General features: G+C 72.7%; 21 protein-coding genes. 15 read left to right on the top strand and 6 right to left on the bottom strand.

Annotated elements, in window-relative coordinates:
* Positions 1-77: 77 nt before the first annotated feature.
* Positions 78-1,775, bottom strand: coding sequence for a DUF7926 domain-containing protein (locus EL245_RS02545; protein WP_232009913.1), 1,698 nt, complete (start codon positions 1,773-1,775; stop codon positions 78-80).
* 434 nt (positions 1,776-2,209) lie between these two features.
* Between EL245_RS02545 and acnA the strand changes: the two genes are divergently transcribed.
* The 4 genes from acnA (at position 2,210) to EL245_RS02525 (ending at position 8,090) form a co-directional block, all read left to right on the top strand.
* Positions 2,210-4,903, top strand: a complete 2,694-nt coding sequence (gene acnA, locus EL245_RS02540; protein ID WP_126383913.1) for an aconitate hydratase AcnA — start codon at positions 2,210-2,212, stop codon at positions 4,901-4,903.
* 125 nt (positions 4,904-5,028) lie between these two features.
* On the top strand, positions 5,029-5,883 hold the full coding sequence (locus EL245_RS02535) for an alpha/beta fold hydrolase (protein ID WP_126381721.1): 855 nt from the start codon (positions 5,029-5,031) through the stop codon (positions 5,881-5,883).
* Positions 5,865-6,425, top strand: coding sequence for a TetR/AcrR family transcriptional regulator (locus EL245_RS02530; protein WP_126381720.1), 561 nt, complete (start codon positions 5,865-5,867; stop codon positions 6,423-6,425). Before EL245_RS02535 ends, EL245_RS02530 begins: the two co-directional genes overlap by 19 nt.
* Before the next feature lie 222 nt (positions 6,426-6,647).
* Entirely contained in the window at positions 6,648-8,090 is a 1,443-nt protein-coding gene (locus EL245_RS02525; protein WP_126381719.1) for a dihydrolipoyl dehydrogenase family protein, read from the top strand.
* 56 nt (positions 8,091-8,146) lie between these two features.
* On the opposite strand, the gene EL245_RS02520 is transcribed toward EL245_RS02525, so the two are convergent.
* A complete protein-coding gene (locus EL245_RS02520) occupies positions 8,147-8,767 on the bottom strand; it encodes a YbaK/EbsC family protein (protein ID WP_126381718.1) in 621 nt (206 codons plus the stop codon).
* Between the two features lie 66 nt (positions 8,768-8,833).
* On the opposite strand from EL245_RS02520, the gene EL245_RS02515 reads away from it, so the two are divergent.
* From EL245_RS02515 to EL245_RS02495, 5 genes are all read left to right on the top strand, one after another.
* A complete protein-coding gene (locus EL245_RS02515) occupies positions 8,834-9,292 on the top strand; it encodes a tRNA (cytidine(34)-2'-O)-methyltransferase (protein WP_126381717.1) in 459 nt (152 codons plus the stop codon).
* Between the two features lie 238 nt (positions 9,293-9,530).
* Positions 9,531-10,130: a 2-oxoacid:acceptor oxidoreductase family protein gene (locus EL245_RS02510; protein WP_126381716.1), complete on the top strand. Its 600-nt coding sequence runs from the start codon at positions 9,531-9,533 to the stop codon at positions 10,128-10,130.
* On the top strand, positions 10,120-11,337 hold the full coding sequence (porA, locus tag EL245_RS02505) for a pyruvate ferredoxin oxidoreductase (RefSeq protein ID WP_126381715.1): 1,218 nt from the start codon (positions 10,120-10,122) through the stop codon (positions 11,335-11,337). Before EL245_RS02510 ends, porA begins: the two co-directional genes overlap by 11 nt.
* Positions 11,334-12,449: a thiamine pyrophosphate-dependent enzyme gene (locus EL245_RS02500; protein WP_126381714.1), complete on the top strand. Its 1,116-nt coding sequence runs from the start codon at positions 11,334-11,336 to the stop codon at positions 12,447-12,449. The genes porA and EL245_RS02500 overlap by 4 nt, the downstream gene beginning before the upstream one ends.
* A gap of 1 nt (position 12,450) precedes the next feature.
* Positions 12,451-14,133, top strand: coding sequence for an NAD(P)-binding protein (locus EL245_RS02495; protein WP_126381713.1), 1,683 nt, complete (start codon positions 12,451-12,453; stop codon positions 14,131-14,133).
* An 87-nt stretch (positions 14,134-14,220) separates the two neighbouring features.
* Here EL245_RS02495 and EL245_RS02490 read toward each other — a convergent pair whose 3' ends face one another.
* Together EL245_RS02490 and EL245_RS02485 are read right to left on the bottom strand one after the other, a co-directional pair.
* Positions 14,221-15,075: an SDR family oxidoreductase gene (locus EL245_RS02490; RefSeq protein ID WP_197719435.1), complete on the bottom strand. Its 855-nt coding sequence runs from the start codon at positions 15,073-15,075 to the stop codon at positions 14,221-14,223.
* Positions 15,072-15,647 carry a YbhB/YbcL family Raf kinase inhibitor-like protein gene (locus EL245_RS02485; protein ID WP_126381712.1) on the bottom strand — a complete coding sequence of 192 codons (576 nt, stop codon included), beginning with the start codon at positions 15,645-15,647 and terminating at the stop codon, positions 15,072-15,074. Before EL245_RS02485 ends, EL245_RS02490 begins: the two co-directional genes overlap by 4 nt.
* 260 nt (positions 15,648-15,907) lie before the next feature.
* Between EL245_RS02485 and EL245_RS02480 the strand changes: the two genes are divergently transcribed.
* On the top strand, positions 15,908-16,867 hold the full coding sequence (locus EL245_RS02480; protein ID WP_126381711.1) for a hypothetical protein: 960 nt from the start codon (positions 15,908-15,910) through the stop codon (positions 16,865-16,867).
* Positions 16,864-18,573, top strand: coding sequence for a DNA polymerase Y family protein (locus EL245_RS02475; protein WP_126381710.1), 1,710 nt, complete (start codon positions 16,864-16,866; stop codon positions 18,571-18,573). Before EL245_RS02480 ends, EL245_RS02475 begins: the two co-directional genes overlap by 4 nt.
* Before the next feature lie 52 nt (positions 18,574-18,625).
* Here the strand turns inward: EL245_RS02475 and EL245_RS02470 are convergent, their stop codons facing one another.
* Positions 18,626-19,354, bottom strand: a complete 729-nt coding sequence (locus EL245_RS02470) for a phosphatase PAP2 family protein (protein ID WP_126381709.1) — start codon at positions 19,352-19,354, stop codon at positions 18,626-18,628.
* 142 nt (positions 19,355-19,496) lie between these two features.
* On the opposite strand from EL245_RS02470, the gene EL245_RS02465 reads away from it, so the two are divergent.
* The 3 genes from EL245_RS02465 (at position 19,497) to EL245_RS02455 (ending at position 21,709) form a co-directional block, all read left to right on the top strand.
* Positions 19,497-20,135 (top strand): thymidine kinase, encoded by a 639-nt coding sequence (locus EL245_RS02465; protein ID WP_126381708.1) that lies wholly within the window; start codon positions 19,497-19,499, stop codon positions 20,133-20,135.
* Between the two features lie 126 nt (positions 20,136-20,261).
* Entirely contained in the window at positions 20,262-20,933 is a 672-nt protein-coding gene (locus EL245_RS02460; protein ID WP_126381707.1) for a SatD family protein, read from the top strand.
* A 17-nt stretch (positions 20,934-20,950) separates the two neighbouring features.
* Entirely contained in the window at positions 20,951-21,709 is a 759-nt protein-coding gene (locus EL245_RS02455; protein ID WP_126381706.1) for a beta-carotene 15,15'-monooxygenase, read from the top strand.
* 47 nt (positions 21,710-21,756) lie between these two features.
* Here the strand turns inward: EL245_RS02455 and EL245_RS02450 are convergent, their stop codons facing one another.
* Positions 21,757-23,226, bottom strand: coding sequence for an amino acid permease (locus tag EL245_RS02450; RefSeq protein WP_232009912.1), 1,470 nt, complete (start codon positions 23,224-23,226; stop codon positions 21,757-21,759).
* 257 nt (positions 23,227-23,483) lie between these two features.
* Here EL245_RS02450 and EL245_RS02445 point away from each other — a divergent pair, with 257 nt between their 5' ends.
* Positions 23,484-26,888, top strand: coding sequence for an error-prone DNA polymerase (locus tag EL245_RS02445; protein WP_126381705.1), 3,405 nt, complete (start codon positions 23,484-23,486; stop codon positions 26,886-26,888).
* Positions 26,889-26,908 lie beyond the last annotated feature (20 nt).

The raw sequence follows: 26,908 nt of genomic DNA, 5'->3' as shown, positions 1-26,908 counted from the left end.
ACCGTGCCGACGGGCGCGGGCGCACGAGGACCCCGGCCGGTCACCGGCCGGGGTCCTCGTGTCACGTCGCGCGGACGTCAGCCGCGGCGCCTGTGGGCCAGGAGCAGCGCCGCGCCCACGCCGAGACCCGCCACCGCCACGAGGGCGAGGGACCCGGCGGCGCCGGTACGCGCCAGCAGGCCGCTACCACCGCCACGGGAGGTCACTGTCGTCCTGGTCGTCGTGATGGTCGTGGTCGTCGTCCGAGGGGTCGTGGTCGTCGTCGCCTCCGGCGTGGTCGGGGTGGCCTCCGGTGTGGTCGGGGTGGCCTCCGGCGTGGTCGGGGTGGGGGTCGGCTCAGGGGTCGGGGTCGGCGTGGGCGGAGTGGCCTCCACCACCTCGTTGTAGAGGCTGACGGCCGTGACCGTGGCGTCTCCCACCGTCAGGCTGACGCTGTCGGAGGTCTCCGTCCCGTTGACGTTGAAGGTCGCTGAGCCCCAGGCCGTCCCCGAGGGCAGGGTCGTGGCGCTCGTGTCCTCGGTCAGGGTGACGGTCGTGCCCCTGGGGAAGGTGTAGAGGGTCGAGGAGTCCTGCTGCTCCCCGACGGTGAGCTGCACCGTGTACGGGTTGGACGGCGGCTTGTTCGTCCAGGTCGGGAAGTTGGCCTCGGTCGAGCCCTGCGGCAGCTCGTAGGAGACGTTGAGGGTCACCGTCGTACCCGCCGGCACCTGGCTCTGGAGGGCGCCGGTCGCGTACTTCTTGACGCTGAAGGAGCCGAAGCCCTGGGTCAGTGTCACGTCGTAGCTGATCAGATCCCTGTAGGACATCGAGGAGCTCAGCTCAGTGCCCTGACCGCCGACGAGCGTGGCCGTGTTCGTGTAGACCTTGCCCGGGACGATCTGGCCGCCCTCGGCGAGGCTGCGGTACACGATCTCGTAGTTGGTCCGAGGGTCGAAGGGGGCGTCGGTGCGGGTGAGCGTCACCGAGGCGCTCGTGCCGTCGGCGCTGATGGTCGGGGTGAGCGTGAAGGTGCCGTGATCCGGGTTGAGGACGGTCCCGTCCCCGCGGGCGACGTCGAAGTAGCCGTCCGCGCCGCCGCCGTAGCGCTCGGGGTTGACCCGCACGTACCAGTTGGACAGGTCGGGGTCGAGGACCTGACCGCCGCCGGTCACGTCGGAGAAGGTCACCGTCGACACGGTGCCCGCCGTCGTACCCAGGTGGGTGGCGATCGCCCCGCCGGAGAACTCGATGTGCCAGGTCACCCCGCTGGAGTCGCGCTGGAGAGAGTTGGCGTACTTGCTGAGGTTCTTCTCGATCCAGGCAATTGGCTGGATCGGCTCGTTGTTCGGGTGGAAGACCGTCGTGGCCGTGCCGTTGAGGTCGAAGTTGCCGTTGTTGGTCGCAGTGGTCTTCTGCGCCATGAGCATCTGGGTGCCCGAGCCCCTGAGGTCACTGGTCGCGACGATCGCGTCGTTGAAGGTGCAGGTCAGGGAGAAGCTGGTGGTCACGCAGTCGCCGACCTTCGTCCCGTTGCCCAGCACGAGGTCGTCGTGCCGACCGATCTCCCTGAACCGGTACTCCTCGGGCAGGGCGATGAAGAAGGACTGCCCCGGCTTGGGGTCCGCGGCGGAGGCGTCCCAGCTGAAGCGCATCTGCACCGGCTCCTCGACGATGGCTGCGCGCCCGGGCTGAGGGGTGCCGTCGTGGTCCGTCAGGACGAGCGGGTTGGTCTCGAGCGTCACGACGATGTTCGGATTGTTCTCGGCGCGAGCAGCAGGTGAGAACAGCGCCGTCATCCCGCTCACGGCGAGGAGAAGAACGGCAAGGAGTAGGGCGGTGCCTTGGTGACGCGTCGCCGGCTTCGGCAGCATCCTGAGCCTCCGATCCAAGGGGGATGATGGGGTGGGGGGAGCCTGTCGCTCGCACGCACGTGCACAGTGAGCTCCTAGAAACTATCAGGGCCTGCCTCGGGGCACCGGGGCCGTTGCCGCATTGCAATGTGAACGAGGGCGTCGGAGCCGTCGAGGTATTGCGTACCGCGGGCGTGACGTAAGCCGGTTCCGACCGGAGGCCCGGCCGGGAGGGTCCTTGCGGCAGGCTTTCGCCGCTGAGCGCCCCAGACCCGGGGCAGGACGGGAACGCCGCGCCACCGCCGGGAGGAGTCGGTTACTGTGACGCGGGGTGCGCCCTGACCGGGCGCCGCAGCAGAACAGGAGCATCGCCGGTGACGATCCCGTCCATTGACACCTTCCACTCCCGTGCCACCCTCGAGGTAGACGGCAACAGCTACGAGATCTTCCGCCTCGACGCCGTCCCCGGCCTCGAACGCCTCCCCTACAGCCTCAAGGTCCTGGCCGAGAACCTCCTGCGCACCGAGGACGGCGCCAACGTCACCGCCGAGCACGTGCGCGCCCTGGCTGCCTGGGACCCCACGGCCGAGCCGGACACTGAGATCCAGTTCACCCCCGCACGCGTCGTCATGCAGGACTTCACCGGTGTGCCGTGCATCGTCGACCTGGCGACCATGCGTGAGGCCGTCGCCGAGCTGGGCGGCGACCCCGAGGTCATCAACCCGCTAGCCCCGGCGGAGATGGTCATCGACCACTCCGTGCAGATCGACTCCTTCGGGCTGCCGTCCTCCCTGGAGCGCAACAAGGAGCTGGAGTACGAGCGCAACGCCGAGCGCTACCAGTTCCTGCGCTGGGGCCAGGGGGCGCTGTCGAACTTCCGCGTCGTGCCCCCGGGCACCGGGATCGTCCACCAGGTCAACATCGAGTACCTGGCCCGCACGGTCTTCACCCGCCAGACCACCGGTGCCGATGGCGCTGCGGTCACCCAGGCCTACCCGGACACCTGCGTGGGGACCGACTCCCACACGACCATGGTCAACGGCCTGGGTGTCCTCGGATGGGGTGTGGGCGGAATCGAGGCCGAGGCCGCGATGCTCGGTCAGCCGGTGTCGATGCTCATCCCGCGGGTCGTCGGATTCAAGCTGACCGGCGCCATCCCGGCCGGCGCCACCGCCACCGACGTCGTGCTCACGATCACCCAGATGCTCCGTGAGCACGGGGTCGTGGGCAAGTTCGTCGAGTTCTACGGCCAGGGGGTCTCCGCGGTCCCGCTGGCCAACCGCGCGACCATCGGCAACATGAGCCCGGAGTTCGGCTCCACCGCCGCGATCTTCCCCATTGACGAGGTCACCCTGGACTACCTGCGCCTGACCGGGCGCGCCGAGGAGGACGTCAGGCTCGTCGAGGCCTACACGAGGGCCCAGGGCATGTGGCACGACCCGTCCCGCCAGGCCGTCTACTCCGAGTACCTCGAGCTCGACCTGTCAACCGTCGTGCCCTCGATCGCAGGACCCAAGCGCCCTCAGGACCGCATCGAGCTGTCCTCCTCCAAGGAGGCCTTCGCCCGGGTGCTGCCCGCCTACGCCCCGGAGCGCTCCAAGCCCACCCCGGTCACCCTGGAGGACGGCACGGTCACCGAGCTCGACCACGGTCACGTGGCCATCGCCTCGATCACGTCGTGCACGAACACCTCCAACCCCTCGGTCATGGTGGCCGCCGGGCTGCTGGCCCGCAACGCCGTGGCGCGCGGGCTGAGGTCCAAGCCGTGGGTCAAGACCTCCACCGCCCCGGGTAGCCAGGTGGTCACCGACTACTACGCCAAGGCGGGGCTGTGGCCGGCCCTCAACGAGCTGGGCTTCAACCTCGTGGGCTACGGCTGCGCCACGTGCATCGGCAACTCCGGCCCGCTGCCCGCCGAGGTCTCCCAGGCGGTCAACGACGCCGGGCTCGCCGTCGTCTCCGTGCTCTCGGGAAACCGCAACTTCGAGGGACGCATCAACCCCGACGTCAAGATGAACTACCTGGCCTCCCCGCCCCTGGTCATCGCCTACGCCCTGGCCGGGACGATGGACATCGACTTCGCCACCGAGCCGCTGGGCACGGACCCCGAGGGCGGCGAGGTCTTCCTGGCCGACATCTGGCCCGACCCCGCCGAGGTCCAGGCCACCATCGACGCCACCATCGACCGGGAGATGTACACGCGCGACTACGCTGACGTCTTCGCGGGCGACGAGCACTGGCAGGGGCTGGACACCCCCACCGGCCGGACCTTCGCCTGGGACGAGGAGTCCACCTACGTGCGCAAGGCCCCCTTCTTCGACGGGCTCACGATGGAGCTGACCCCGGTGCGGGACGTCGAGGGCGCGCGTGTGCTCGCCCTGCTCGGCGACTCGGTGACCACCGACCACATCTCCCCGGCCGGCGCCATCAAGCCCGACTCCCCGGCCGGCCGCTACCTGGCGGCCCACGGCGTGGAGCGCTCGGACTTCAACTCCTACGGCTCGCGCCGCGGCAACCACGAGGTGATGATCCGCGGGACCTTCGCCAACATCCGGCTGCGCAACCAGCTGCTCGACGGTGTCGAGGGCGGCTACACCCGCAACTTCCTCACCGGCGCCCAGGAGTCGATCTTCGACGCCGCCCAGGCCTACCAGGCGGCCGGTGTGCCGCTCGTGGTGCTCGGGGGCAAGGAGTACGGCTCGGGCTCCTCGCGCGACTGGGCCGCCAAAGGCACGGCGCTGCTGGGTGTCAAGGCGGTCATCGTTGAGTCCTTCGAGCGCATCCACCGCTCCAACCTCATCGGCATGGGCGTGGTCCCCCTGCAGTTCCCCGCAGGGGAGTCGGCGGCCTCCCTGGGCCTGGACGGCACCGAGGTCTACTCCATCGAGGGCCTGACGGCGCTCAATGACGGACGTACCCCCGACACGGTGCGCGTGACCGCCCTGAGGGCCGATGGCTCGACGGTGGTCTTCGACGCGGTCGTGCGGATCGACACCCCCGGTGAGGCCGACTACTTCCGCAACGGAGGCATCCTCCAGTACGTGCTGCGCAACCTGGCCCGCTCCCAAGCCTAAGGGCCTCGCCCCGGGTCCCGGCCTCGACAGGGGACCGGGACCCGGGGCGACGGCCTCGTCCGGGAGGACGGCGCGGCTCGGGACGGAGTCGATACACGTAGGTTAACCCAGTTAGTCTTGTGGCTATGGGTATTAGCAAACTGGTGGTCCCGGGTGGTCGCATCGCCGTGGAAGACCGCGGTGAGGGTCCGGTCGTGGTCTGCTCACCCGCGATGGGGGACGTGCGCGACGCCTATGAGCCCTTGGTGGAGGCGCTTGTGAGCCAGGGTTTCCGGGTGGTGACGGCCGACCTGCGGGGGCACGGCGACTCCGACGCCTCCTTTGAGACCTATGGCGACGAGGCGACCGCTGAGGACCTCATCGCCCTCATCGAGCACCTCGGTGCCGGCCCGGTCGTCCTCGTGGGCGCCTCGATGTCGGCGGCCTCGGCGGTCATCGTGGCCGGGCGTCGGCCCGATCTGGTCCGTGCTCTCGTGCTCGTCAGCCCCTTCCTGCGTGGTCCGGTGGGCCTGCTGGCCAGGTGCGCGATGCGGCTGGCGCTGAGGCTGCTTCTCGTACGACCCTGGGGACCGTGGGTGTGGCAAACGTACTCGGCAGGCCTGTGGCCGGGCCTGCCTGATGCCCGGGGTCGCGCTGCCCGTCTGACCGCCCTGGCCCGTCGTCCCGGTTACTGGCGTGCCTTCAGGCTGACCGCGCGCACGGACCACCGGGTGGTCGAGCCGTGGCTGGATCGGGTGGATTGCCCCGCCCTGGTCGTCATGGGGGCGCAGGACCCCGACTGGGCGGACCCGGCGGCCGAGGCGTCCTGGGCGGCTGACGCGATCGGTGCGAAGGACCGGGCCGTCGAGGTCCTCATGGTCCCTCGGGCCGGGCACGCGCCCATGCTCGAGAACCCGCAGCCGGTATCCTCCGCGGTGATCGAGCTCGCCCAGAATGCGGTGACAGGTACGAGGAGGACCCGGTGCCACGAGCAGGACTGACCCCTGAGCGCGTCACCGCTGCCGCCGCGCGACTCGTCGATGCGCAGGGCACCCAGGCGCTGTCCCTGTCGCGGCTCGCCACCGATCTCGGTGTGGCCGCCCCCAGCCTCTACAAGCATGTGGGCGGCCTGGAGGACCTCCTGGGCAGGGTCTCATCCCTGGCGGTGGCGATGTTGGCAGACGCCCTGGCGGTCTCGATCATGGGAAGGTCCGGACGCGACGCACTGACGGCTCTGGCAGAGGCATACAGGAGATTCGCTCACGAGCACCCCGGGCTCTACCCGCTCACGCAGCACCGCAACGTCGAGGCCACCCGCTCAGGTGAGGCCCGCCGCGCCGTCGAGGTCGTCGTGGCGGCGCTGGAGGGCTACCGGATTCCTGAGGAGCGGGTCATCGACGCCGTGCGCATCACGCGTGCGGCGCTGCACGGCTTCGTCGACATCGAGATCGAAGGCGGCTTCGCTCGGCCGGAGCCCGTGGACACAAGCTTCGAGGTCCTGCTGGAGATGCTCGACAGCACGCTGCACCGCCTCGGTCGTTGACCTGACGGTGCCGTGGCGCGGAGCATCCGGGCGCCGACTTGTGCGGCCGGCGGTCCTGACCTCGAGCACCCGGGTGTGAGCAGAACCGCAGCCGCCACGGGGCCGGTAGGAATGACACGTACCGGGCCTCTGTTGTCCGATGATGGTGCCACGCGCTGCGGGTGTGGCGGAGGAACGGGCGGAGCCGCCGCCTGAGACGGACCGGAGAGGACGTGAGGGACGATGAGTGAGCGCACGGGCAGCGGACCTGGAGGACAGGAGCGGATCGAGGAGGTCGACCTCCTGGTCATCGGAGGAGGCAAGGCAGGCAAGTCCCTGGCGATGACCAGGGCCAAAGCCGGTGACAGCGTCGTCATGGTCGAGCGGGACAAGGTCGGGGGCACCTGCATCAACGTCGCCTGCATCCCCACCAAGACGCTCATCTCCTCGGCCAGGGTCCTGCGCGAGGTCCAGGCAGCGGCCGCCCACGGCGTCACCCTGCCCGAGACCGACGGCGGCGTCGGGGCGCTGGAGCAGGCACGCGTCGACCTGGCTGCGCTGCGGGCCCGCAAGGAGGGGGTCGTCGGGGCGATGGTCGCTGCCCACGAGACGATGTTCCCCGCCTCCGGCATGGACTTCGTCATGGGGACGGCGCGCTTCGTGGCCGAGCGCACCGTCGAGATCGCCTTGACCGACGGCTCCGCCCGCCGCGTGCGCGGCAACACGGTGCTCATCAACACCGGCACGACGCCGTCGGTCCCCCCGCTCGAGGGGCTCGACGAGGTCCCCTTCTGGACCAGCGAGGACCTCCTGACCCTCCCCGAGCTGCCCGCGCACCTCATCGTGCTCGGGGGAGGCGTCATCGGTGTCGAGATGGCCTCCCTCATGGGCCTGCTGGGCGTGCCCGTCACGGTCGTCCACGCCGGGGAGCACGTCCTGGACCGTGAGGACGCCGACGTCGCCGCCGAGGTGAGCGCCGGGCTGGAGGCGCTGGGCGTCACCGTGCTGACCGGCGCACGCGCGGCGAGGGTCGGTGCCGCGGAAGGGCGCCGGGGCGTCGTCGTCACGACCGCCGACGGGCGGGAGGTGACCGGCTCCCACCTGCTCGTGGCACTGGGGCGCACCCCGGTCACCGCCGACCTGGGCCTGGACGTCGCCGGGGTCGAGGTCACCGAGCGCGGCTTCGTGCGCGTCGACGAGCAGCTGCGCACCAGCGCCGAGGGCGTCTACGCGGCAGGGGACGTCGCGGGGACCCCTCAGTTCACTCACGCGTCGTGGAACGACTTCCGCGTCCTGCGCGACCTGCTGGCGGGCCGGGAGGCCTCGACCGCCGGGCGCCTCATCCCCTGGGCGGTGTTCACCACCCCCGAGCTCGGGCACGTCGGGATGACCGAGGCCGAGGCGCGCCGAGCAGGTCACGAGGTCCGCGTGGCCACGACCCCCACGGCCGCCGTGCCGCGGGCCAGGACCCTCGGGCGCACGGAGGGCTTCTACAAGGTCGTCGTCGACGCCCGCACCGAGCGGATCCTGGGCGCCGCGGTCATCGGCCCCGAGGCGAGTGAGGTCGTCACGAGCGTCCAGATGGCCATGCTCGGCGGCCTGACCTGGCGCCAGGTCCGCGACGCCGTCATCACCCACCCCACGATGAGCGAGGGGCTCAACATCGTCCTGGACTCCCTGGGCTGAGACAGCGCCTCGCCCGGGCAGGGGACGCTCGGGCGAGGCCGCCCCGGAGCCGGGGCTCAGGCGGGGCGAACCCCCAGGTCCTCCACGCGCTCGGCCCCGGGCAGGGCCAGCAGGAGCTCGCCGGGGACGAGGAGCTTGGAGCGGCGTACCCCAGAGCCGATGAGCACCGTGTCCCGGTCCGCCACGGCGCCGTCGATGAGGAGCCGCCAGTCCCCGGGCAGGCCCACCGGCGTGATCCCGCCGTACTCCATCGCGCTCATCTCCACGGCCCGCTCAACCGGGAGGAAGGAGGCCTTGCGCACGTCGATGAGCCTCTTGACGACGTGGTTGACGTCAGCGAGGTCGGTGGCCCGCACGACGCAGGCCGCGACGCGCTCCTGGCCGGCGCGCCTGCCGGCGACGAGCACGCAGTTCCCGGTGGCCCCGGGGTCCAGGCGGTAGTGCGTGTTGAGGGCATCGGTGTCGGAGTACTGCGGATCGATCTCGACGACCTGCGCCCGACGGGCCAGGGCGGCGCCCGCGGGGGAGGAGTCCTCCAGCGCCCGCAGGGCAGCGGCAACGGGCGCGCCGAGCAGGTCGGCGCGCTCCAGGGCGGGCTGCCAGCCGGTGCCCGCGGCCAGGGCCTCGGCGGGATCACGCAGGTCAGGGGTTCCGTCGGCGGTTCCGTCGGTGCTCATGACCGCATGATGTCAGCCGGGAGGCGGCGCAGTCGGGACACCTCAGCATGTGGTCTCATTGTCGCCGTGCTGCACGTCATCTTCTACGAGCCCCGCATCCCGGGCAACACCGGGGCGGCGATCAGGCTCAGCGCCAACACTGGATCCATGCTTCATCTGGTCGACCCGCTGTTCGACATGGACGACGCGAGGCTGCGCCGGGCGGGGCTGGACTACCACGACCTGGCCCTCACCCGGGTCCACGCGAGCTGGGAGGAGTGCCTGACGCACGTGCCGGGACGGATCCTGGCCTTCACCGCTCGCGCCGAGAAGGCTCACAGCGAGGTCGACTGGCACGGTGACGACGCGCTGCTCTTCGGTCCCGAGCCAACGGGGCTGCCCGACCAGGTCCTCGACCACCCGCGGGTCACCGGCCACGTCCGCATCCCCATGGTGGCGGGCAGCCGTTCCCTCAACCTGGCCAACTCCGCCGCCGTCGGCCTCTACGAGGCGTGGAGGGCGCTGGGGTACCCCGGCGCAGCCTGACCGCCCCCGGCGTTCGACCGGTCATGTAACTCTCGACCGTCGGATAAGGCGCATCAAGGCGGTCGATAGTTACATGACCGGTCGAGCGATACATGACCGGTCGACGGGGGAGGGGCGGAAGCGGGTGTGGTCTGCGTCATGCTCGATATGGTGACGAATCGCACTGAAGGCGGCCTCGGGCCCGTAGAGTGTCCTGTGACGCACCGCAGCGAGAGCCAGGGCTCGGCGAGGAGGCCAGATGTTCCAGATCCGGATTCATGGTCGTGGCGGGCAGGGCGTGGTGACCGCAGCCGATCTGCTCGCCTACGCCGCCTTCAAGGAGGACAAGCACGCCCAGGCATTCCCGTCCTTCGGCTCTGAGCGCACAGGTGCGCCCGTGGTCTCCTACTGCCGGATCTCGACCCGGCCGATCCGCAGCCACGAGCCGGTCCTGGCCCCCGACGCGGTCATCGTCCAGGACCCCACCCTGCTGACGGCCATCGACGTCTTCTCGGGCCTGAGCTCAGGAGGCTACGCCCTCATCAACTCCGCCCGCCCCTTCTCGACCTTCGAGATCGACCCCGCGACGGTCCAGGCCGTGCCCCTGGAGCACCGCCTGACCGTCCCTGCCACCGACCTGGCCATGGAGCACCTGGGGCGGCCCCTGCCCAACGCCGTGCTCCTGGGGGCCTTCACCGCCGTGACTGACGTCGTGAGCCTCGCGGCCGTGTGCGAGGCCGTCTCCGACCGCTTCCCCGGGGTCCTGGGGGAGCGCAACATCGAGGCGGCCCGGGCCGCCCACGAGATCATCGCCGACAAGATCGCCCTCATGACCAAGGAGGACCACGGTGCTGCGTGAGATCGAAGGATCCAAGGCGGTGGCGGCCGCGGTGGCCGCCTGCCGTCCCGACGTCGTGTGCGCCTACCCCATCTCCCCCCAGACGCACATCGTCGAGGAGCTCTCCCGCCTGGTCAAGGTCGGCAGCCTCGACAGCCAGTACGTCAACGTCGAGTCGGAGTTCGCCGCCCAGTCGGTGGCCATCGGGGCCAGCGCCGTGGGCGCGCGCGCCTACACGGCCACGGCCTCCCAGGGCCTGCTCTACATGGTCGAGGCCGTCTACAACGCCGCGGGCCTGGGCCTGCCGGTCGTCATGACGGTGGCCAACCGGGCGATCGGCGCGCCCATCAACATCTGGAACGACCAGACCGACACGATGAGCCAGCGCGACTGCGGCTGGCTCCAGCTCTTCGCCGCCGACAACCAGGAGGCCGCCGACCTCCACGTCCAGGCCTTCAGGATCGCCGAGGAGCTGAGCCTGCCGGTCATGGTGTGCATGGACGGCTTCGTGCTCACCCACGCCGTCGAGCGCGTCGACGTCCCCGAGCCCGAGCAGGTCGACGCCTTCCTGCCCCCCTTCACCCCCGTCCAGCGGCTCGATCCTGATGACCCGGTCACCATCGGGGCGATGGTGGGGCCCGAGGCCTTCACCGAGGTGCGCTACCTGGCCCACCGCAGGCAGCTCGACGCCGTCGGCGTCGTCGAGCGCGTGGGCCGGGAGTTCGCCCAGGTCTTCGGACGGGAGTCCGGCGGCCTGCTCCACACCTACCGCACCGAGGGGGCCCGGACGGTCGTCGTCGCCCTGGGCTCGGTGACCGGGACCCTCAAGGACGTCGTCGACGACATGCGGGACGAGGGGCAGGAGGTCGGTCTGGTGTCCCTGACCTCCTTCAGGCCCTTCCCGCACGAGGCCATGGCCCGGGCGCTGGCCGGGGCACGTCAGGTGGTCAGCCTGGAGCGGGCCTTCAGCCCGGGCCGGGGCGGGGTGGTCGAGGACGACCTGCGCCGGGTCCTGTGGGACCGGCGCGACGGCGTCACGCTGAGCACCGTCGTCGCGGGGCTGGGCGGACGCGACATCACCTCCGCCTCCCTGCGCAACCTGCTGGGACGGGCGGTGCGCGGCGAGCTCGAGCCCCTGGAGTTCCTCGACCTCGACAGCGCCGCGGTCGCCGCCCACCTGTCCGCAGTCGGCGTGCCCGTCCCCCTCACCGAAGGAGCCCAGCGATGACCACCGTCTCCGGGGCGCGGCCGAGCGCCCCCACCAAGTTCTACCAGGTCGGGTCCTTCGCCGTGGGCAACCGCCTGCTGCCCGAGGCCGGCTCGGTCCAGTCCAGCCGCGAGCGCGCCAACACCCTGACCTCGGGGCACCGCGCCTGCCAGGGCTGCGGCGAGGCGCTGGGGGCGCGCTACGTCCTGGACGCCGCCGACGCCGCGGCCCGCCAGGCAGGCGGATCGGTGGTCACGGTCAACGCCACCGGCTGCCTGGAGGTCTTCTCCTCGCCCTACCCGGAGTCCGCCTGGCGCCTGCCCTGGCTCCACTCGCTGTTCGGCAACGCCCCGGCGGTGGCCACGGGCGTGGCCGCGGGCCTGCGTGCCCTGGGGCGCGAGGAGACCCGCGTGGTCGCCCAGGGCGGTGACGGCGGGACCGTCGACATCGGCTTCGGCTGCCTGTCGGGGATGTTCGAGCGCAACGACGACGTGCTCTACGTGTGCTACGACAACGAGGCCTACATGAACACCGGGGTCCAGCGCTCCGGGGCCACGCCCCCCGCGGCGCGCACCGCCACCACCCAGGCGGTCGGCCAGGCCCCGGGCAACGTCTTCGGCCAGGGCAAGGACGTTCCCCGCATCGCGATGGCCCACGAGATCCCCTATGTCGCCACCGCCACGGTGGCCGACCTGCGCGACCTGGAGCGCAAGGTCACCCACGCCATGGGCCTGCGCGGTGCGCGCTACATCCACGTCTTCGTCCCCTGCCCGCTGGGCTGGGGCTCGAAGTCCTCCCACACGGTGCGCCTGGCCCGCCTGGCCGTGGAGTCGGGGCTCTTCCCGGTCTTCGAGGCGGTTCACGGCGAGGTCTCGGCGGTCAGCCCCATCCGGCGCCAGGTGCCGGTGGAGGACTACCTCGTCCTCCAGCGCCGCTACGCCCACCTGTTCAAGCCGACGAAGGACGTCGTGACCATCAGCCGGATCCAGGCGCTGGCCGACCGCAACATCCGGCGCTACGGGCTGCTGTCCCACAGCCAGGAGGTGGCGCCCGTGCTGCCCGACTCCGCTACCGGCGCCTCCTCGACCCTGGGGGCCCGCGCCGACCTCAACGACGCACCCAAGGAGGACTGAGATGAGCCAGACCACGACGCCCTCGGCCCCGGTCGGCGGGCAGCAGCGCCCCTTCGCCATCACCCTGGCCACGGGCTCCTCGCTGGAGAACAAGACCGGTGCGTGGCGCGTCGAGAGACCCGTCTACCGGGACTTCCTCCCTCCGTGCAACGCCGCCTGCCCGGCCGGGGAGAACATCCAGAAGTGGCTCTACGACGCCGAGGACGGCTCCTACGAGCGCGCCTGGAGGACCCTCATGGAGGACAACCCTCTGCCTGCGGTCATGGGAAGGGTGTGCTACCACCCCTGTCAGACGGCCTGCAACCGGGGGCAGGTCGACGAGGCGGTGGGCATCAACGCCGTCGAACGCTTCCTGGGGGACGAGGCGCTGCGCCAGGGCTGGCTGCCCGACCCGCCCGGCCCGGACACCGGCAAGCGGGTCCTGGTCGTGGGGGCCGGCCCCGCAGGCCTGAGCGCCGCCTACCAGCTGCGCAGGATGGGCCACGCCGTGACCGTGCGCGACGCCGCCCCCCGCCCCGGGGGGATGATGCGCTACGGGATCCCCGCCTACCGGCTGCCCCGCGACGTGCTCGACGCCGAGATCGCCCGCATCGAGGCCATGGGTGCGGAGATGGTCATGGACACCAAGGTCGAGCGCGTCCTGCCGGACCTGGAGTCCGGGCAGTTCGACGCCGTCTTCCTGGCCATCGGTGCCCAGATCGGCCGACGCGCCTACATCCCGGCCGGTGAGACCGCGCGGATCCTCGACGCGGTCAGCCTCCTGCGCCGGGTCGAGGACGGCGGGCAGCCCGACGCCGACGACGAGCTCATGCTGGGGCGGCGCGTGGTCGTCTACGGCGGGGGCAACACGGCCCTGGACGCGGCTCGCACCGCCAAGCGACTGGGCGCCGAGGAGGCCATCATCGTCTACCGGCGCACGCGTGAGCGGATGCCCGCGCACGACTCGGAGGTCACCGAGGCCCTTGAGGAGGGGGTGACCATGCGCTGGCTGTCCACGGTCCAGCACGCCGACGGCGGCTCGTTGCGCATCGAGAGGATGGAGCTTGACGAGACCGGCTTCCCCCGGCCCACGGGCCAGACCGAGGAGCTGGCCGCCGACTCGCTCGTCCTGGCCCTGGGGCAGGAGTCCGACCTGGGTCTGGTCGAGGGGGTCCCGGGGCTGAGCGTCGAGGACGGCGTGGTCGAGGTCGACGCCCGGCTCATGACCGGCTACCCCGGGCTGTTCGCTGGTGGGGACATGGTTCCGGCCGACCGGACCGTGACCACCGGCGTGGGCCACGGCAAGCGGGCGGCACGGGCCATCGACGCCTACCTGCGCGGCGAGGTCTACGAGCCGGCCCCCAAGGCGCCGCTGGCCCAGATCGGCGCCATCAACTCCTGGTACTACTCCGACGCCCCCCGACAGGTGCGCCAGCGCCTGGAGGGGGCGCGGCGGGCCCAGACCTTCGACGAGGTCGTCCTGGGGCTGAGCGCCGACAACGCGCTGTTCGAGGCGCGCCGGTGCATGAGCTGCGGCAACTGCTTCGAGTGCGACAACTGCTTCGGGGTCTGCCCCGACAACGCGGTCATCAAGCTCGAGCCGGGCAAGCGCTACGCCTTCAACTACGACTACTGCAAGGGCTGCGGCATCTGCGTCGAGGAGTGCCCCTGCGGCGCCATCGAGATGGTGCCCGAGCTCACCTGACACCCGATCCCGCCGGGTCACGCGCTTGCGGGCGCCGGGGGGGCGCAGGCCCGCGCTGTCGACGCGGCGGGCCTGCGCGTGAGCCCCTCAGAGCATCCCGGCGGGCCGTACGGACAGGTCCTCGATGGCGGCGTCCAGCGGCATGTCGACCGCCAGCCGGACCGTGGCGGCCACCGAGGGCGCGGTCATGTGGTCGGCGGCGCGATAGCGCTGGGGCTCGGTGCCCTCGGCGCGCAGCCGCAGGGAGGCGGCGTGGTGCAGGCGCTTTTGCATCGGGGTGTCGACCCGACCGGGGTAGACGGTGGTCACGCGCACCTGCCCGCGCTCCTCCTCGCGCAGGCAGTCGGCCAGCGCCCGCATCCCCGCCTTGGCCGCGCAGTACAGCGACTGTCCCGGCCAGGTCCGCAGGCCCGCGCCGGAGTTGATCATGACGACCAGGCCGCGCGCCCGGCGCAGGGCCGGAAGAAGCAGGCCGGTGAGGTGGGCGACTGCCACGAGGTCAAGGTCGAGGACCTCGCGCCACCGCTGCGGGGTCAGCTCGTCGACGCGCGCGGCGGCCTCGACGCCCGCGGAGTGGACCAGGACGTCGAGGCGCTCGATCCCCAGGTCCTCCACCGCCCGGGCGACGGCCTCGTCATCGGTGAGGTCCACGGCCTGGGTGCGGATGCGCGCCTCGGACTCGGTGCCCAGGAGCACGGCGAGGTCGTCGAGGTCCGAGGCGGTGCGGGCCATGAGGACGAGGTCGTGGTCGACGACGAGGTTCTGCGCCACCGCCAGGCCGATCCCGGAGGTCGCTCCGGTCACCAGCGCCAGGGGGCGGTGCTGGTGACGGCCGGCGTCGAGCCGGGGAAGGGCTCCGGTGATGACGGGCAGCTCGGCCGCGGGCCGACGTCGGCGCCCCTTGGGCTGGGGGTCCTGGCGGGGCGGCTTGTCGGCGGTCACTGGGCCTCCTTGAGGTAGGGTGCGGCGCCGGGCTCGCCCGGCAGGGAGTAGGTCGCGGTCAGGGTGGCCCGGGCGATGCAGTGCTCGTTGCTCGCGAAGGCCACCGAGGTCGGGCTAGCCTCGTCGTCCAGGCCGAGGGTCTCCACGTCCAGGGCCAGGACCGCGAAGACGTAGCGGTGCTCGCCGTCGCCCGCCGGCGGGTAGGGGCCGAACCACGCGTGCGTGCCGGCGTCGTTGGCCGCGTGGAAGGCGGCGCCCTCCAGCGTCAGGTCGGACTGCCCGGCCCCCTGGGGCAGGGAGGTGACCGAGACGTCCAGGTCCTGGACGGTCCAGTGCCACCAGCCGGCCGGGGTCGGTGCGTCGGGGTCGAAGCAGGACACGACGAAGGAACGGGTCTCCTGGGGGAATCCCGACCAGTGGAGCTCGGGGGAGATGTTGTCGTGGACACCCGTGAACCGGTCCGCGAGGCGCCCGCCGTCGGCGACGTCGTCGGAGGCCAGGGTGAAGGAGGGCAGGGCGGGCATGAGGTCGTAGGGGGAGGGAGGGCGTGGGCGTGTGAGGTCTACGGTCACAGGAGGCTCTCTCTCGAGGCAGGGACGTACGGTACGGGTTCACTGTAGACGGCCGACCTGGTAGGAGCCAGGGCGCGCGGTGCGCGTCCCCCCGGACGTCGGCGGGATGCTGCCGGAGGGCGGTTGGGAGCGGGGCCGGTTGTCGCGTGTCGCAGCCGGGAGCTACCATGCCAATGAGTCGAACACGTGTTCGATCTGCTTCGGTGTTCCGGGCTGCCCCGGGGTGAGGACCGGCAGGGCGAGTGAGGAGGGCAGGGGGCATGGGCGCAGCACCAGTCAGCAACGTCGCTGACGTCGCTGACGTTACTGACGTTACTGACGTTACTGGCGCCGCGAGCCCCCGGCCCGGGGACCGCCTGGCCGCCGCCCGGGCCGCGCTCACCCTGGCCGAGCGCCGCACGGGTCTGCGCGACCCCCAGGAGCGTGAGGTCCAGCGGGCGATGGTCCGTGCCCTGGGCGCCCTGGGCGCCCTGGACGAGACGGTCCCGGGACCCGGGGCCGCAGCGGGAGGCCCGTGGCTCGGCATCGGAGCGGACACCGCCGGGGTGATCAGCCTGGAGGGGTCGGTGTGCGTCCTCCTGGCCGCGGCCGCCCGCAGGCAGGGCGGACAGGGGTGGTGCGCCGTCGTCGGCTACGAGGGGATCGGGTGGGCGGCCGCGGCAGAGGTCGGACTGTCCCTGGAACGGGTCATGGCCGTGCGGGCCGAGGCCCTGGACCCGGCCACCGCCCTGGCGGTGACCACCACCCTGCTCGACGGCGTCGACGTCCTCCTCCTGTCCCCCGGGGTGGCGGACATGCTGCGCCCCCGGGACCGCCGCAGCCTGCTGGCACGGGCCCGCGACCGCCGCTCGCTCGTCCTCACCCCCGTGCCCTGGGAGGGAGCCAGACGCCTGAGCGCCCGGCTGACCGAGGTCGACCAGAGCCTGTGGGGGCAGGGCGGCGCGACCCGCCACCCGCACGCCGAGCGCCATCAGCAGGAGGGAGACGGCATGGCGCAGGTCGTCGAGCTCCACACCGCCGCCCACGAGATGCCCGGCGGACGCCTACGGGCCTTGAGCTGGTCCCTGCTCGAGGCCTCCCGTCCCGGGGCGTCCTGGCGGCTGACCGTCGACGCCGAGGGACCACACGCCGCCCGCGAGCCGACCGGCGTCCTCGCACGGACGGCCTCCGGGCCGGGTGGCCTGGCCCCGGCGGCCCCGACCGACGGGGGGAGCCTGTGAGCCTCGAGACCCTCCCTCGGCTCGTAGCGGTCTGGGTCCCCGACTGGCCCGTCGTCGCCCTGACCCTCGATGCCCGCGAGCAGCGGAGAGCCCGCCCTCGTGACTCTCGTGACGCTCATGACGCCGCCCCCGCGCCCGACCCGGCGCTCAGGCCTGTGGCCGTGGTCGGAGGCCGGGGTGTGGTCGCGGCCTCCGCCCCCGCGCGCGCTGCCGGGGTGCGGGTGGGCATGCGCCTGCGCGTCGCCCGCTCCCTGTGCACGGACCTGACCGTCCTGCCCGCCCGGCCCGAGCGCGAGGCCCGTGCCTTCGAGACGGTCATGGACTGCCTGTCCCAGGTCCTGGCCGAGCCCCTCGTCCTGCGTCCGGGCCTGGCGGTGTGCGGCGCTCGCGGACCCGCCCGCTGGGCCGGTGGGGAGGAGGAGCTGGCCGAGGCCCTCGTCGAGGCGGTCGCACAGGGCGCCGGCGTCGAGTGCCAGGTGGGGGTGGCCGACTCCCTGTCCGCCGCGGTGCTCGCGGCCCGCCGGGGCTGCGTCGTCGCACCGGGGAGGAGCCCAGGGTTCCTGGCCCCCTGGCCGCTGGAGGCGGCCCTGTCCTGCCTGCCCACGCACCGGCAGCGTGAGGAGGCTCGCGCGCTCATCGAGGTCCTGGCCCGGCTGGGTCTGCGCACCCTGGGGGACCTGGCGGCCCTGCCCCTGCGCGACGTCTCCGCCCGCTTCGGCCCGGCCGGGGCGCACCTCCACCGCCTGGCCTCGGCCGCGCCGGGCCCGGTGCCTCGAACCGCGCGACCTGAGACCGACGTGTCGGTCGACTCCACCCTCGACCCTCCCGCGGCCCGCGCCGACGTCGCCGCCTTCGCCGCCCGCGCACTGGCCGAGTCCCTGGCCGACCGCCTGGTCTCCCGGGGCCTGGCCGCGGGACGCCTGCTGGTGGAGGCCCGCTGCGAGGACGGTGCCGAGCTGGCCAGGTCGTGGATGCTCGAGACCACCCCGACCCCCGCCGAGCTGACCGACCGGGTCCGCTGGCAGCTTGAGGGGTGGCTTGCGGGGCGCAGTGGCCGGGCGCCGGCCTCCCCCCTGGTGGGCCTTCGCCTGAGCGCGCTGGAGCTCGTGCCCGCAGGCGCCTCGCAGGCGGGCCTGTGGTCGGCGCCGGGGAAGCAGGGAGGCAGGCGCGCTCGCCGCGCGGCCGAGCGCGTGGAGTCCCTCCTGGGAGCCGGTGCCCTCCAGGTCCCGCTCATCGTCGAGGGCCGCGACCCCCGTTCACGCACCCGCATGCTCGCGTGGGACGAGCCGGCTCCCCCTGCCGGTCACGCAGCCCCCTGGTCCGGGTCGCTGCCGGCCCCCGGGCCCTCGCTCGTCCTGCCTCAGCCCCTGCCTGCCCTCCTGGAGGGGGCGTCGGGCCAGGACGTCGGCGTGAGCGCGGAGGGGCAGCTCGAGACGGTCCCGGCCCTCCTGACTCTCCTGGCCGACCCTCAGGAGCAGGGGGGCGGCCCCACGACTCCCCGACGTCGGGCGGGCTGGTCGGACGGCGCGCTCGGAGCCGGCGCGCTGCGGGTCCTGGCCTGGGCCGGCCCCTGGGCCATGGACGAGTGCTGGTGGCGCCCCGCAGGCCCCTCGCGACGCGCCTACCTCCAGGTCCTCACCGAGCAGGGCCCTGCGGTCCTGCTCGTGCGCCAGGGGCGGTGGTGGGTCGAGGGGATCTACTCCTGACCCGCGACCGGGAGGCTTCCCGCACGCGGGTCCCCGGCGCTGTCCCGACCCGTCAGGCCCCGGACGGGGGGCGGGGCCTGTGCCTGCGACCCAGGACCGCCATCGTGGCCAGCGCCACGAGACACAACCAGGCCAGGCCGATGAACCAGCCGGCCAGGACGTCGGTGAGCCAGTGGTAGGCCAGGTAGATCCGGGAGAGCCCCACGAGAGCCGTCACGGCGAGGGCCACGGCGGCCGCGGCGAGCCTGCGCGGACGCGGCGCCGCGGAGAACACGACGAAGCCGGCCAGGGTCCCGGCGAAGACCGCCGTGTTGAAGGAGTGCCCGGAGGGGAAGGAGTAGGTCGAGGCGGCCTCGCCCAGCAGCAGCGAGGCGCTCGGACGGGCCCGCACGAAGGCGGCCTTGAGCACGACGGTCAGCAGCGAGGAGCCGATCATCGCCGTCGCGAGGACCAGGGCGTGGGCGCGTCGCCCACGCCACAGGAGGACGGCAACGCACAGCACGGTCAGGACCGTCAGGCTCGCGGTCCCCCCCAGGTAGGTGAAGAACCACGCCACGACGGTGGTGGGGGCGCTGCGCCAGGCCACCGCCGAGCTTGTCACCGACGGGTCGTAGGCGGCCAGGTCGTCAGCCTCGACGGCGCTGTCCGCCAACCAGGCGAAGACGGCCAGGGCCACGGCGGCGCCCGCTGCGAGGACCGCCGCCCTGGCCGTGCGCCAGGGGGCGGGCAGCCGGGAGACCAGCGGACGAGGGGGGCGAGAGGGGCGCGAGGATTCGGGCATGGGTCGCACAGTAGTCGTACGGGCCCTGCTGCCCTGACCGCGGGCCCCTCGGGCGCGGCGCGTCCCCGGACGGTGCGCCGCGGGTAGCATCGGCGCCGACCATCGCGGGGTGCCGCCCGTGTGACCACCTCAAGGAGACGGCGTGGCCAAGCTCTACTTCCGCTACGGCGCCATGAACTCGGGCAAGACGACCGGTCTGCTCCAGACGGCCCACAACTATGAGGAGAGGGGGCAGACGGTCCTCATCATCAAGGCCTCCATCGACACCAAGGGCGATGACGCGGTCGTCTCCCGCCTGGGGGTCTCCCGGCGCGTCGACCTGCTGGTCTCGGCCTCGGAGGACCTGGGCGCCCGCGTGCGCGAGCACGTGCGTGCCCGCCTGGCACCGGGTTCCCGGACCTCGTTGCGACAGGCGGTGGACTGCATCCTGGTCGACGAGGCCCAGTTCCTCACCGCGGCGCAGGTCGACCAGCTCATGGAGATCGTGCTCCTCGAGGAGGTGCCCGTTCTGGCCTACGGCATCCGCACCGACTTCCGAACCGTCAGCTTTCCCGGCTCGCGCCGCCTGCTGGAGATCGCCCACTCCCTGGAGGAGCTCAAGACGATCTGCCGCTGCGGGCGCAAGGCGCTGTTCTCGGCGCGCAGGGTCGCCGGCAGCGCCGACAGCGCCGGCGGCTTCGTCTTCGACGGCGACCAGGTGGCGATCGACGGGGCCGAGGTCACCTACGAGGCCCTGTGCGGCACGTGCTACCTTCAGGCTGGCGGGCGCCTGTCCGGGTAGCCGCGGAGGCCTCGGGCGACAGGGACCGCCGGGACCGCATAGACCGGAGAGACCGCCGGGACCGCAGAGACCGCAGGCATCTCGCTCAGGCTTGTACTGGCCCGACTACAAGGGTTAGCGTGAGGCATGGCCGTCGTGTACGCCCTCATTGCCGACATCGTCGGCTCCCGTCGTCTGCCCGACCGGGCCCGTGCGCAGGAGTCCGTCACGGCCGCCCTGGAGCAGGCCCGTCTCGGCCTGTCGATGAGCCAGGATCCTTACGCCACCGTCGGGGACGAGTTCCAGGCGGTGGCTGTCGACCTGGCAGGGGCCCTGACCCTGACGCTGCGCACGCACCTGCTCCTGCCTGACGGGCTCGCCCTGCGCTTCGGGGTGGGGGCGGGGGAGGTCTCCGCTCTGTCCCCGGGGGCGGGCGCCCCCATCCAGGACGGCTCCGCCTGGTGGGCGGCCCGCGAGGCGATCGACCTCGCTCACGGCCTCCAGGAGCGGGGCAGGTCCTTCGCCCGCACCTGGTTGCGCGTGGCCGACGGGGCCGGGACCCTCGTGGACCCGACGCCCACCGCCCAGGGGGAGGCGGTGGCCAACGCCATGCTCCTCCTGCGTGACCAGGCGGTCTCCAGGATGCGCGCCCGCCAGCGCCGGGTGCTCGCGGGTCTTCTCATGGGCGCGACCCAGGTCGAGGTCGCTCGGCGTGAGAGGCTGAGCCAGCAGGCCGTCTCCGAGTTCGTGCGCGGCCCGGGGGCGGCGGTCCTGGAGGCCCAGTCCCTCGTCGACGGCCTCGCTGTCCCTGACCCGTGAACCGCAGGAGGTAGGTCATGACCTCACTTCTCGCCCTGCTGCTGGGCATCGTCTCCCTGACCGAACCCGTTGCCCGCCTCGTCCCGGAGAGCAGGCGCGCCGTCCTCCGCGTCGTCCCGACGGCGCTGGCGCTGCTTGTCGGCGCTGTCCTGGCGGCCGTGCTGGGCCTGGCGACCTGGCAGGCGGGCATCGTGCTCCTCGTGCCCCTGGCCTGGCGCCTGTGGGAGGCCGGCGCCTGCGGGCCTCGCCACGAGCTCGCGCGCTGGGTCGCAGCCATCGGCGTGATGGCCCTCAGCGCGGCCCTGACAGGTCCCGTCGTGGACCGTGCCGCCACCGCGGCCGCGGTCACGGGCGTCCTGCTCATGCTCACCGCACCGGCCAACGCGGCGGTTACCTCGCTGCTCGCCGTGGCGGGGGCGGGGCAGGACGGAGCGGAGCCTCCGCCGCCCCAGGGCACCTCACAGGCACCTGCTGGCCGTACGTCCTCCGGTCACCCGCTGCTGCTGGGCACCCAGGCACAGGTCCCCACGGCCGCCTCCGCGGGCCCGGCGCTCCAGGGCGGCCGGTGGATCGGTCCGCTGGAGCGGGTCCTCCTGCTCCTGCTGGCCGCCGGGGGAGCCCACGCGGCCGTGGCCGCGCTCGTGGCAGCCAAGGGCGTCATCCGCTTCCCCGAGATCTCCAAGGACGACACCGGGGCCAAGGCCGAGGAGTTCCTCATCGGCTCCCTGGCGTCGTGGACCCTGGCGGTCCTGGGGGCCCTGCTCGTGTCGACCTGAGGGACGGGCGCGCCCGCGCCCTGGGCGCGGGCGCGCAGCCGTGGCGCCTACGACCGGCCCAGGTCCGCCGTCGCCGGGTCCACCCCCGGGGCGCGGGTGACCAGCTTGTGCCCCCACCACAGGGCGAAGAAGAAGGGGACGCCCACGTAGGACATGAGGACCTCGCCCACGGGCGCCCCCGAGGCCAGGGGGTCGTAGGCCTGGCCCACGATGATCGCCGTGCAGGCCACGAGCGCGACCACGGCGCCGGCGGGGAAGAAGCGCGCACGGTAGGGAAGCGTGCTCAGGTCCCGGCCCTGGGCCCTCAGGGCCGCGCGGAACCTCCAGTGGCACCAGGAGATGCCCGCCCAGGTGATGAAGCCTGCCAGCGCCGAGACCGTGAGCAGCAGCTCGTAGGCGCGCCCGTCGCCCACCAGCGAGGTGAGGAACCCCGCCAGTCCCACGAGGGTCGTGGCCACCAGGGCGTTCATCGGGACCTGGTGGCGGCTCAGACGGGTCAGGAAGCGCGGGGCGTGCCCCCGCTCGGCCAGGGCGAAGAGCATGCGGGTCGACGAGTACAGCCCGGAGGTCCCTGCTGAGAGCACCGAGGTGAGGATGACGGCGTTCATGATGCTGGCCGCGGCCAGGACGCCGGCCTTGTCGAAGATGAGGGTGAAGGGGCTGATCGAGACGTTCTCCTCGGAGGAGTTGAGCAGGTTGGGGTCGGTGTAGGGGATGAGGAAGCCGATGACGGCGATGGCCCCGACGTAGAACAGCAGGATCCGCCAGAAGATCGTGCGCACCGCCCGGGGAATGGTTGTCTCCGGGTTCTCCGCCTCGCCCGCGGCCGTGCCGATGAGCTCGGTGCCCTGGAAGGAGTAGCCGGCCAGGAGCAGGACGATGAGCACGCCGGTGCCCCCGCCGACGAAGGGGGCCTCGCCCCTGGTCCAGTTGACGGTTCCCGGCGCCTGACCGATGACCCCGGTGATCATGGCCACGCCCAGGGCGAGGAAGACGATGACGGCTGTGACCTTGATGGCGGCGAACCAGAACTCGGACTCGCCGTAGGCGCGGGTCGACAGCACGTTGATGCTGAACAGGACGAGGAGGAACAGGCCCGACCACACGATCGCGGGGACCTCCGGGAACCAGTACTTCATGACCAGTGCCGCCGCGACGAGCTCGGCAGCCACGGTGATCGCCCAGTTGAACCAGTAGTTCCAGCCGATGGCGAAGCCGAAGGAGGGGGACACGAAGCGCGTGCCGTACTCCCCGAAGGACCCCGCTACCGGCAGGTAGGCGGCCATCTCGCCCAGGGACTGCATGATGAGCCACACCATGAGGCCGACCAGGCAGTAGGCGGCGAGCGCCCCTCCCGGGCCGGCCTGGGAGATGGTCGCTCCCGAGGCGACGAACAGGCCGGTGCCGATCGCGCCGCCGATGGCGATCATGTTGAGGTGCCGGGTGCGCAGCGAGCGCCTCAGGCCCTGGTCGGGAGCGGGCGCCTGCCCGGCGCCGGGCTCCTCGGGCCCGTGCAGGTCGACGGGGGCGTCATGTGGGTCGTGGGGATGGGCTGTGCTCACGGGAGTTCCTGGTGCAGGGGACGTGGACGGCGGGGCGTGCCCGCCTGTGCGGCACGGTAGCCGCCCGCGGTCCTGAGGTCCTCATCGTCTCAGGTTCGTCTCAGGTTCCCGGGGCTCCCGGGCTCGGTGGTCGCAGGTGGCTCCGAGTAGAGTGTACATATGTTCGACTCCTGTGTGTCGGGCCCTCCCGCCGGCCGGGCAGGGGAGGGCTCGTGACCCACCGCTACGCCGAGCTCCACGCCCACTCGGCCTACTCCTTCCTCGACGGGGCCAACGAGCCCGAGGACCTTGCCGCCGCGGCGGTCGGGCTGGGCCTGGAGGCCCTCGCCCTGACCGACCACGACGGCATGCCCGGCATCGTCAAGCACGCGCAGGCGGGCCGGGCCCACGGCCTGCCCACGGTCCACGGCGCCGAGCTCACCCTGGCCGACGGCTCCCGTCTGCCCGTCCTGGCTCGCAGCCCGCTGGGCTACCGCCGCCTGTGCTCAGCGATCTCCCGGCACAACCTCGAGGCCGGGAGCCGCGTCGAGCCCGCCCACCGCCTGGAGGTCCTGGCCGAGGCGCTCAGGGCCCCGGGCACCGGAGGCCCGAGCAGCTGCCTGGTCCTGACCGGCACGGCCAACGGTCCTGTGCGCCGCACCCTGGGCGACCCCGGTCGCCCGGAGAGCTGGGACAGGGCGGGGGCCGACGCCGTCCTGGGGCGGATGGTGGAGGTCCTCGGCCCCGACTCCCTGGCCGTCGAGATCGTCCTGGACGGGGGGCACGCTGACGCGGCCCTCACCGCGGTCCTGTCCGAGCTCGCTCGTGCCCATGGCCTGCCGCTGGTGGCCACAGGGGCGGTGCGCTGCGCCCGCCCGGCGGACTCCCGGCTGGCCGACGTCCTGGCCGCCACCCGTCTGTGCGCCGATCTGGAGTCGGTCCGCGGCCACCTGCCGGCGCTGGGCCGATGGCTTCGCGGACCCCGGGAGATGGCCCGTCTTCACCGTCGCGAGCCCCGTGCCGTGGACCTCACCGCGGAGATCGCCCAGGACCTGGCCTTCGACCTGTCCCTCGTGACCCCTGAGCTGCCGGAGCCCGAGGTCCCCGACGGGCACACCCCCGCCTCCTGGCTGCGTGAGCTGACACGACGCGGCGCGCTGAGCCGCTACGGGAGCCGCCAGGAGGACCGCGAGGCCTGGGAGGTCCTCGACCACGAGCTCGACGTCATCGAGTCCCTGGGGTTCCCCGGCTACTTCCTCATCGTGCGCTCCATCGTGGACTTCTGCCAGGACGCCGGGATCCTGTGCCAGGGCAGGGGGAGCGCCGCCAACTCCGCGGTGTGCTACGCCCTGGGGATCACCGCGGTGGACGCGGTGCGGCACAAGATGCTCTTCGAGCGATTCCTGTCCCCGGGACGGGCCGGCTACCCCGACATCGACCTCGACATCGAGGCCTGCCGACGTGAGGAGGTCATCCAGCACGTCTACGACCGCTACGGGCGCGAGTGCGCCGCCCAGGTGGCCAACGTCATCTCCTACCGCCCCCGCTCGGCGGTGCGCGATGCGGCCCGCGCCCTGGGGCACCCGGCCGGCCTCCAGGACGCCTGGGCCGGGCAGATGGACCGCTGGGGCTCGGTGCGAGCCCAGGGCCCGGGGGCAGGAGGAGCCGCCGACAGCTCCTCCTGCCCCCCGGGCGCCCCGCTGCGTGCGGACGAGCCTCCTGAGCAGGTCGTGGAGGTGGCCGAGCGGCTCCTGCGCCTGCCGCGCCACCTGGGCATCCACTCAGGCGGCATGGTCCTGGCCGACCGCCCGGTCACTGAGGTCTGCCCGGTGCGCTGGGGCGCGATGGAGGGGCGCAGCGTCCTGCAGTGGGACAAGGACGACTGCGCCGCCGCGGGCCTGGTCAAGTTCGACCTCCTGGGGCTGGGCATGCTCACCGCCCTGCGCCTGGCCTTCACGAGCCTGGACCAGCGCGGTCAACGGGTCCCCGAGCCCGACGGCGCCCACGGTCAGGGGCGGGGGACCCTGCGGGCCGCCCAGTCCGGCAGGCCCTGGAGCCTGCACACCCTGCCTGAGGAGGATCCCGCGGTCTACAGGCTGCTGAGCGCCGCCGACACCGTGGGGGTCTTCCAGGTCGAGTCCCGCGCCCAGATGGCCACCCTGCCCCGCCTGCGCCCGGCGACCTTCTACGACATCGTCGTCGAGGTCGCGCTCATCCGCCCCGGCCCCATCCAGGGTGATGCCGTCAGCCCCTATATCCGCCGGCGCCTGGGCCGGGAGAAGGTCGACTACCTCCACGACTCCCTCCGACCGGCCCTCGCCAAGACCCTGGGGGTGCCGCTGTTCCAGGAGCAGCTCATGCAGATCGCCGTCGACGCCGCGGGCTTCAGCCCGGCCGAGGCCGACGCCCTGCGCCAGGCCATGGGGTCCAAGCGCTCCGCCGAGCGCATGGAGGCGCTCCACGACCGCTTCGTGGAGGGAATGACCGCACGCGGGGCGGAGCGTGACGTGGCTGAGACGGTCTTCGACAAGCTGCGTGGCTTCGCCGACTTCGGCTTCCCCGAGTCCCACGCCTTCTCCTTCGCCTACCTCGTCTACGCCTTGGCCTGGCTCAAGGTCCGCAGGCCAGAGGACTTCTACGCCGGGGTCCTGGCCGCCCAGCCCATGGGCTTCTGGTCTCCCCAGTCCCTTGTGGCCGACGCCCGCCGCCACGGCGTGCGGGTCCTGCCCGCCGACGTCAACGTCTCTGCCTGCCAGGCCTCGGTGGAGAGGGTCGGTGCCGCAGGGGGGACCGGGGAGACGGAGCCCGGGCCGCCGACCGGGGGCGGGCCCGTCCCGGGCGCTACCGCGCGGCCCCACCCCCACGCCCTGACCGAGCTGGACGTCCACCCGGACCTGGCGGTGCGCCTGGGACTGGCCCGCGTCAAGGGACTGGGGACGCAGACCGCCGCCGCGATCGTCTCCGAGCGCGTCGCGAACGGTCCGTACGCTGATGCGGCCGACCTCGCGCGCAGGGTGCGCCTGAGCCGGACGTGCCTGGAGTCCCTGGCCGCCTGCGGGGCGCTGTCCTCTCTGGGGGTCGGGCGGCGCGAGGCCCTGTGGGCCGCCGGGGTCCTGGCGGGGGAGTACGGGCTGCGCCACCTCCCGGACCCCGCGGGGGGAGCCTGGTACCAGCCGCCCCTGCCGGGCACCGCCGTCGGTGCCAGGGCCCCGCGCCTGGTCGAGATGAGCCGTGCCGAGCGGCAGGCTGCCGACCTCAGCCTGACAGGGGTGTCCACCGAGACGCACCCGATCGAGCTCGTGCGCGGTCGCCTCGCGGCCTCCGGGGTCCTCAGCGTCGCGGAGGTCATGTCCACTGCTGACGGGGCCCGGGTGCGAGCCGCCGGGGTCGTCACCCACCGGCAGCGGCCTCACACGGCGTCGGGCATGATCTTCCTCAACCTCGAGGACGAGACCGGGCTGCTCAACGTCGTGTGCTCGGAGGGGCTGTGGAGGCGCTACCGGGCGGTGGGCAGGAGGGCCCGCGCGCTCGTGGTGCGCGGCACGGTCGAGGCGGCCGACGGGGTCGTGGCCCTGCGCGCCGAGCGTCTTGAGGCCCTGCCCGGGGTCGTCTCCGCAGGCAGCCGGGACTGGTGCTGAGGGGAGGGCAGGCGCCTCGA

Origin of the sequence: Actinomyces howellii (assembly GCF_900637165.1) — a bacterium.
GTDB lineage: Bacteria > Actinomycetota > Actinomycetes > Actinomycetales > Actinomycetaceae > Actinomyces > Actinomyces howellii.
This window is presented reverse-complemented; position numbering and strand designations above follow the sequence as displayed.

Bases quoted from the DNA above. Each gene is read 5' to 3' on its own strand.
- EL245_RS02545 (WP_232009913.1), bottom strand. From the start codon at position 1,775: ATGACGGCGCTGTTCTCACCTGCTGCTCGCGCCGAGAACAATCCGAAC.
- EL245_RS02535 (WP_126381721.1), top strand. From the start codon at position 5,029: ATGGGTATTAGCAAACTGGTGGTCCCGGGTGGTCGCATCGCCGTGGAA.
- EL245_RS02525 (WP_126381719.1), top strand. From the start codon at position 6,648: ATGAGTGAGCGCACGGGCAGCGGACCTGGAGGACAGGAGCGGATCGAG.
- EL245_RS02520 (WP_126381718.1), bottom strand. From the start codon at position 8,767: ATGAGCACCGACGGAACCGCCGACGGAACCCCTGACCTGCGTGATCCC.
- EL245_RS02510 (WP_126381716.1), top strand. From the start codon at position 9,531: ATGTTCCAGATCCGGATTCATGGTCGTGGCGGGCAGGGCGTGGTGACC.
- EL245_RS02500 (WP_126381714.1), top strand. From the start codon at position 11,334: ATGACCACCGTCTCCGGGGCGCGGCCGAGCGCCCCCACCAAGTTCTAC.
- EL245_RS02495 (WP_126381713.1), top strand. From the start codon at position 12,451: ATGAGCCAGACCACGACGCCCTCGGCCCCGGTCGGCGGGCAGCAGCGC.
- EL245_RS02480 (WP_126381711.1), top strand. From the start codon at position 15,908: ATGGGCGCAGCACCAGTCAGCAACGTCGCTGACGTCGCTGACGTTACT.
- EL245_RS02470 (WP_126381709.1), bottom strand. From the start codon at position 19,354: ATGCCCGAATCCTCGCGCCCCTCTCGCCCCCCTCGTCCGCTGGTCTCC.
- EL245_RS02460 (WP_126381707.1), top strand. From the start codon at position 20,262: ATGGCCGTCGTGTACGCCCTCATTGCCGACATCGTCGGCTCCCGTCGT.
- EL245_RS02455 (WP_126381706.1), top strand. From the start codon at position 20,951: ATGACCTCACTTCTCGCCCTGCTGCTGGGCATCGTCTCCCTGACCGAA.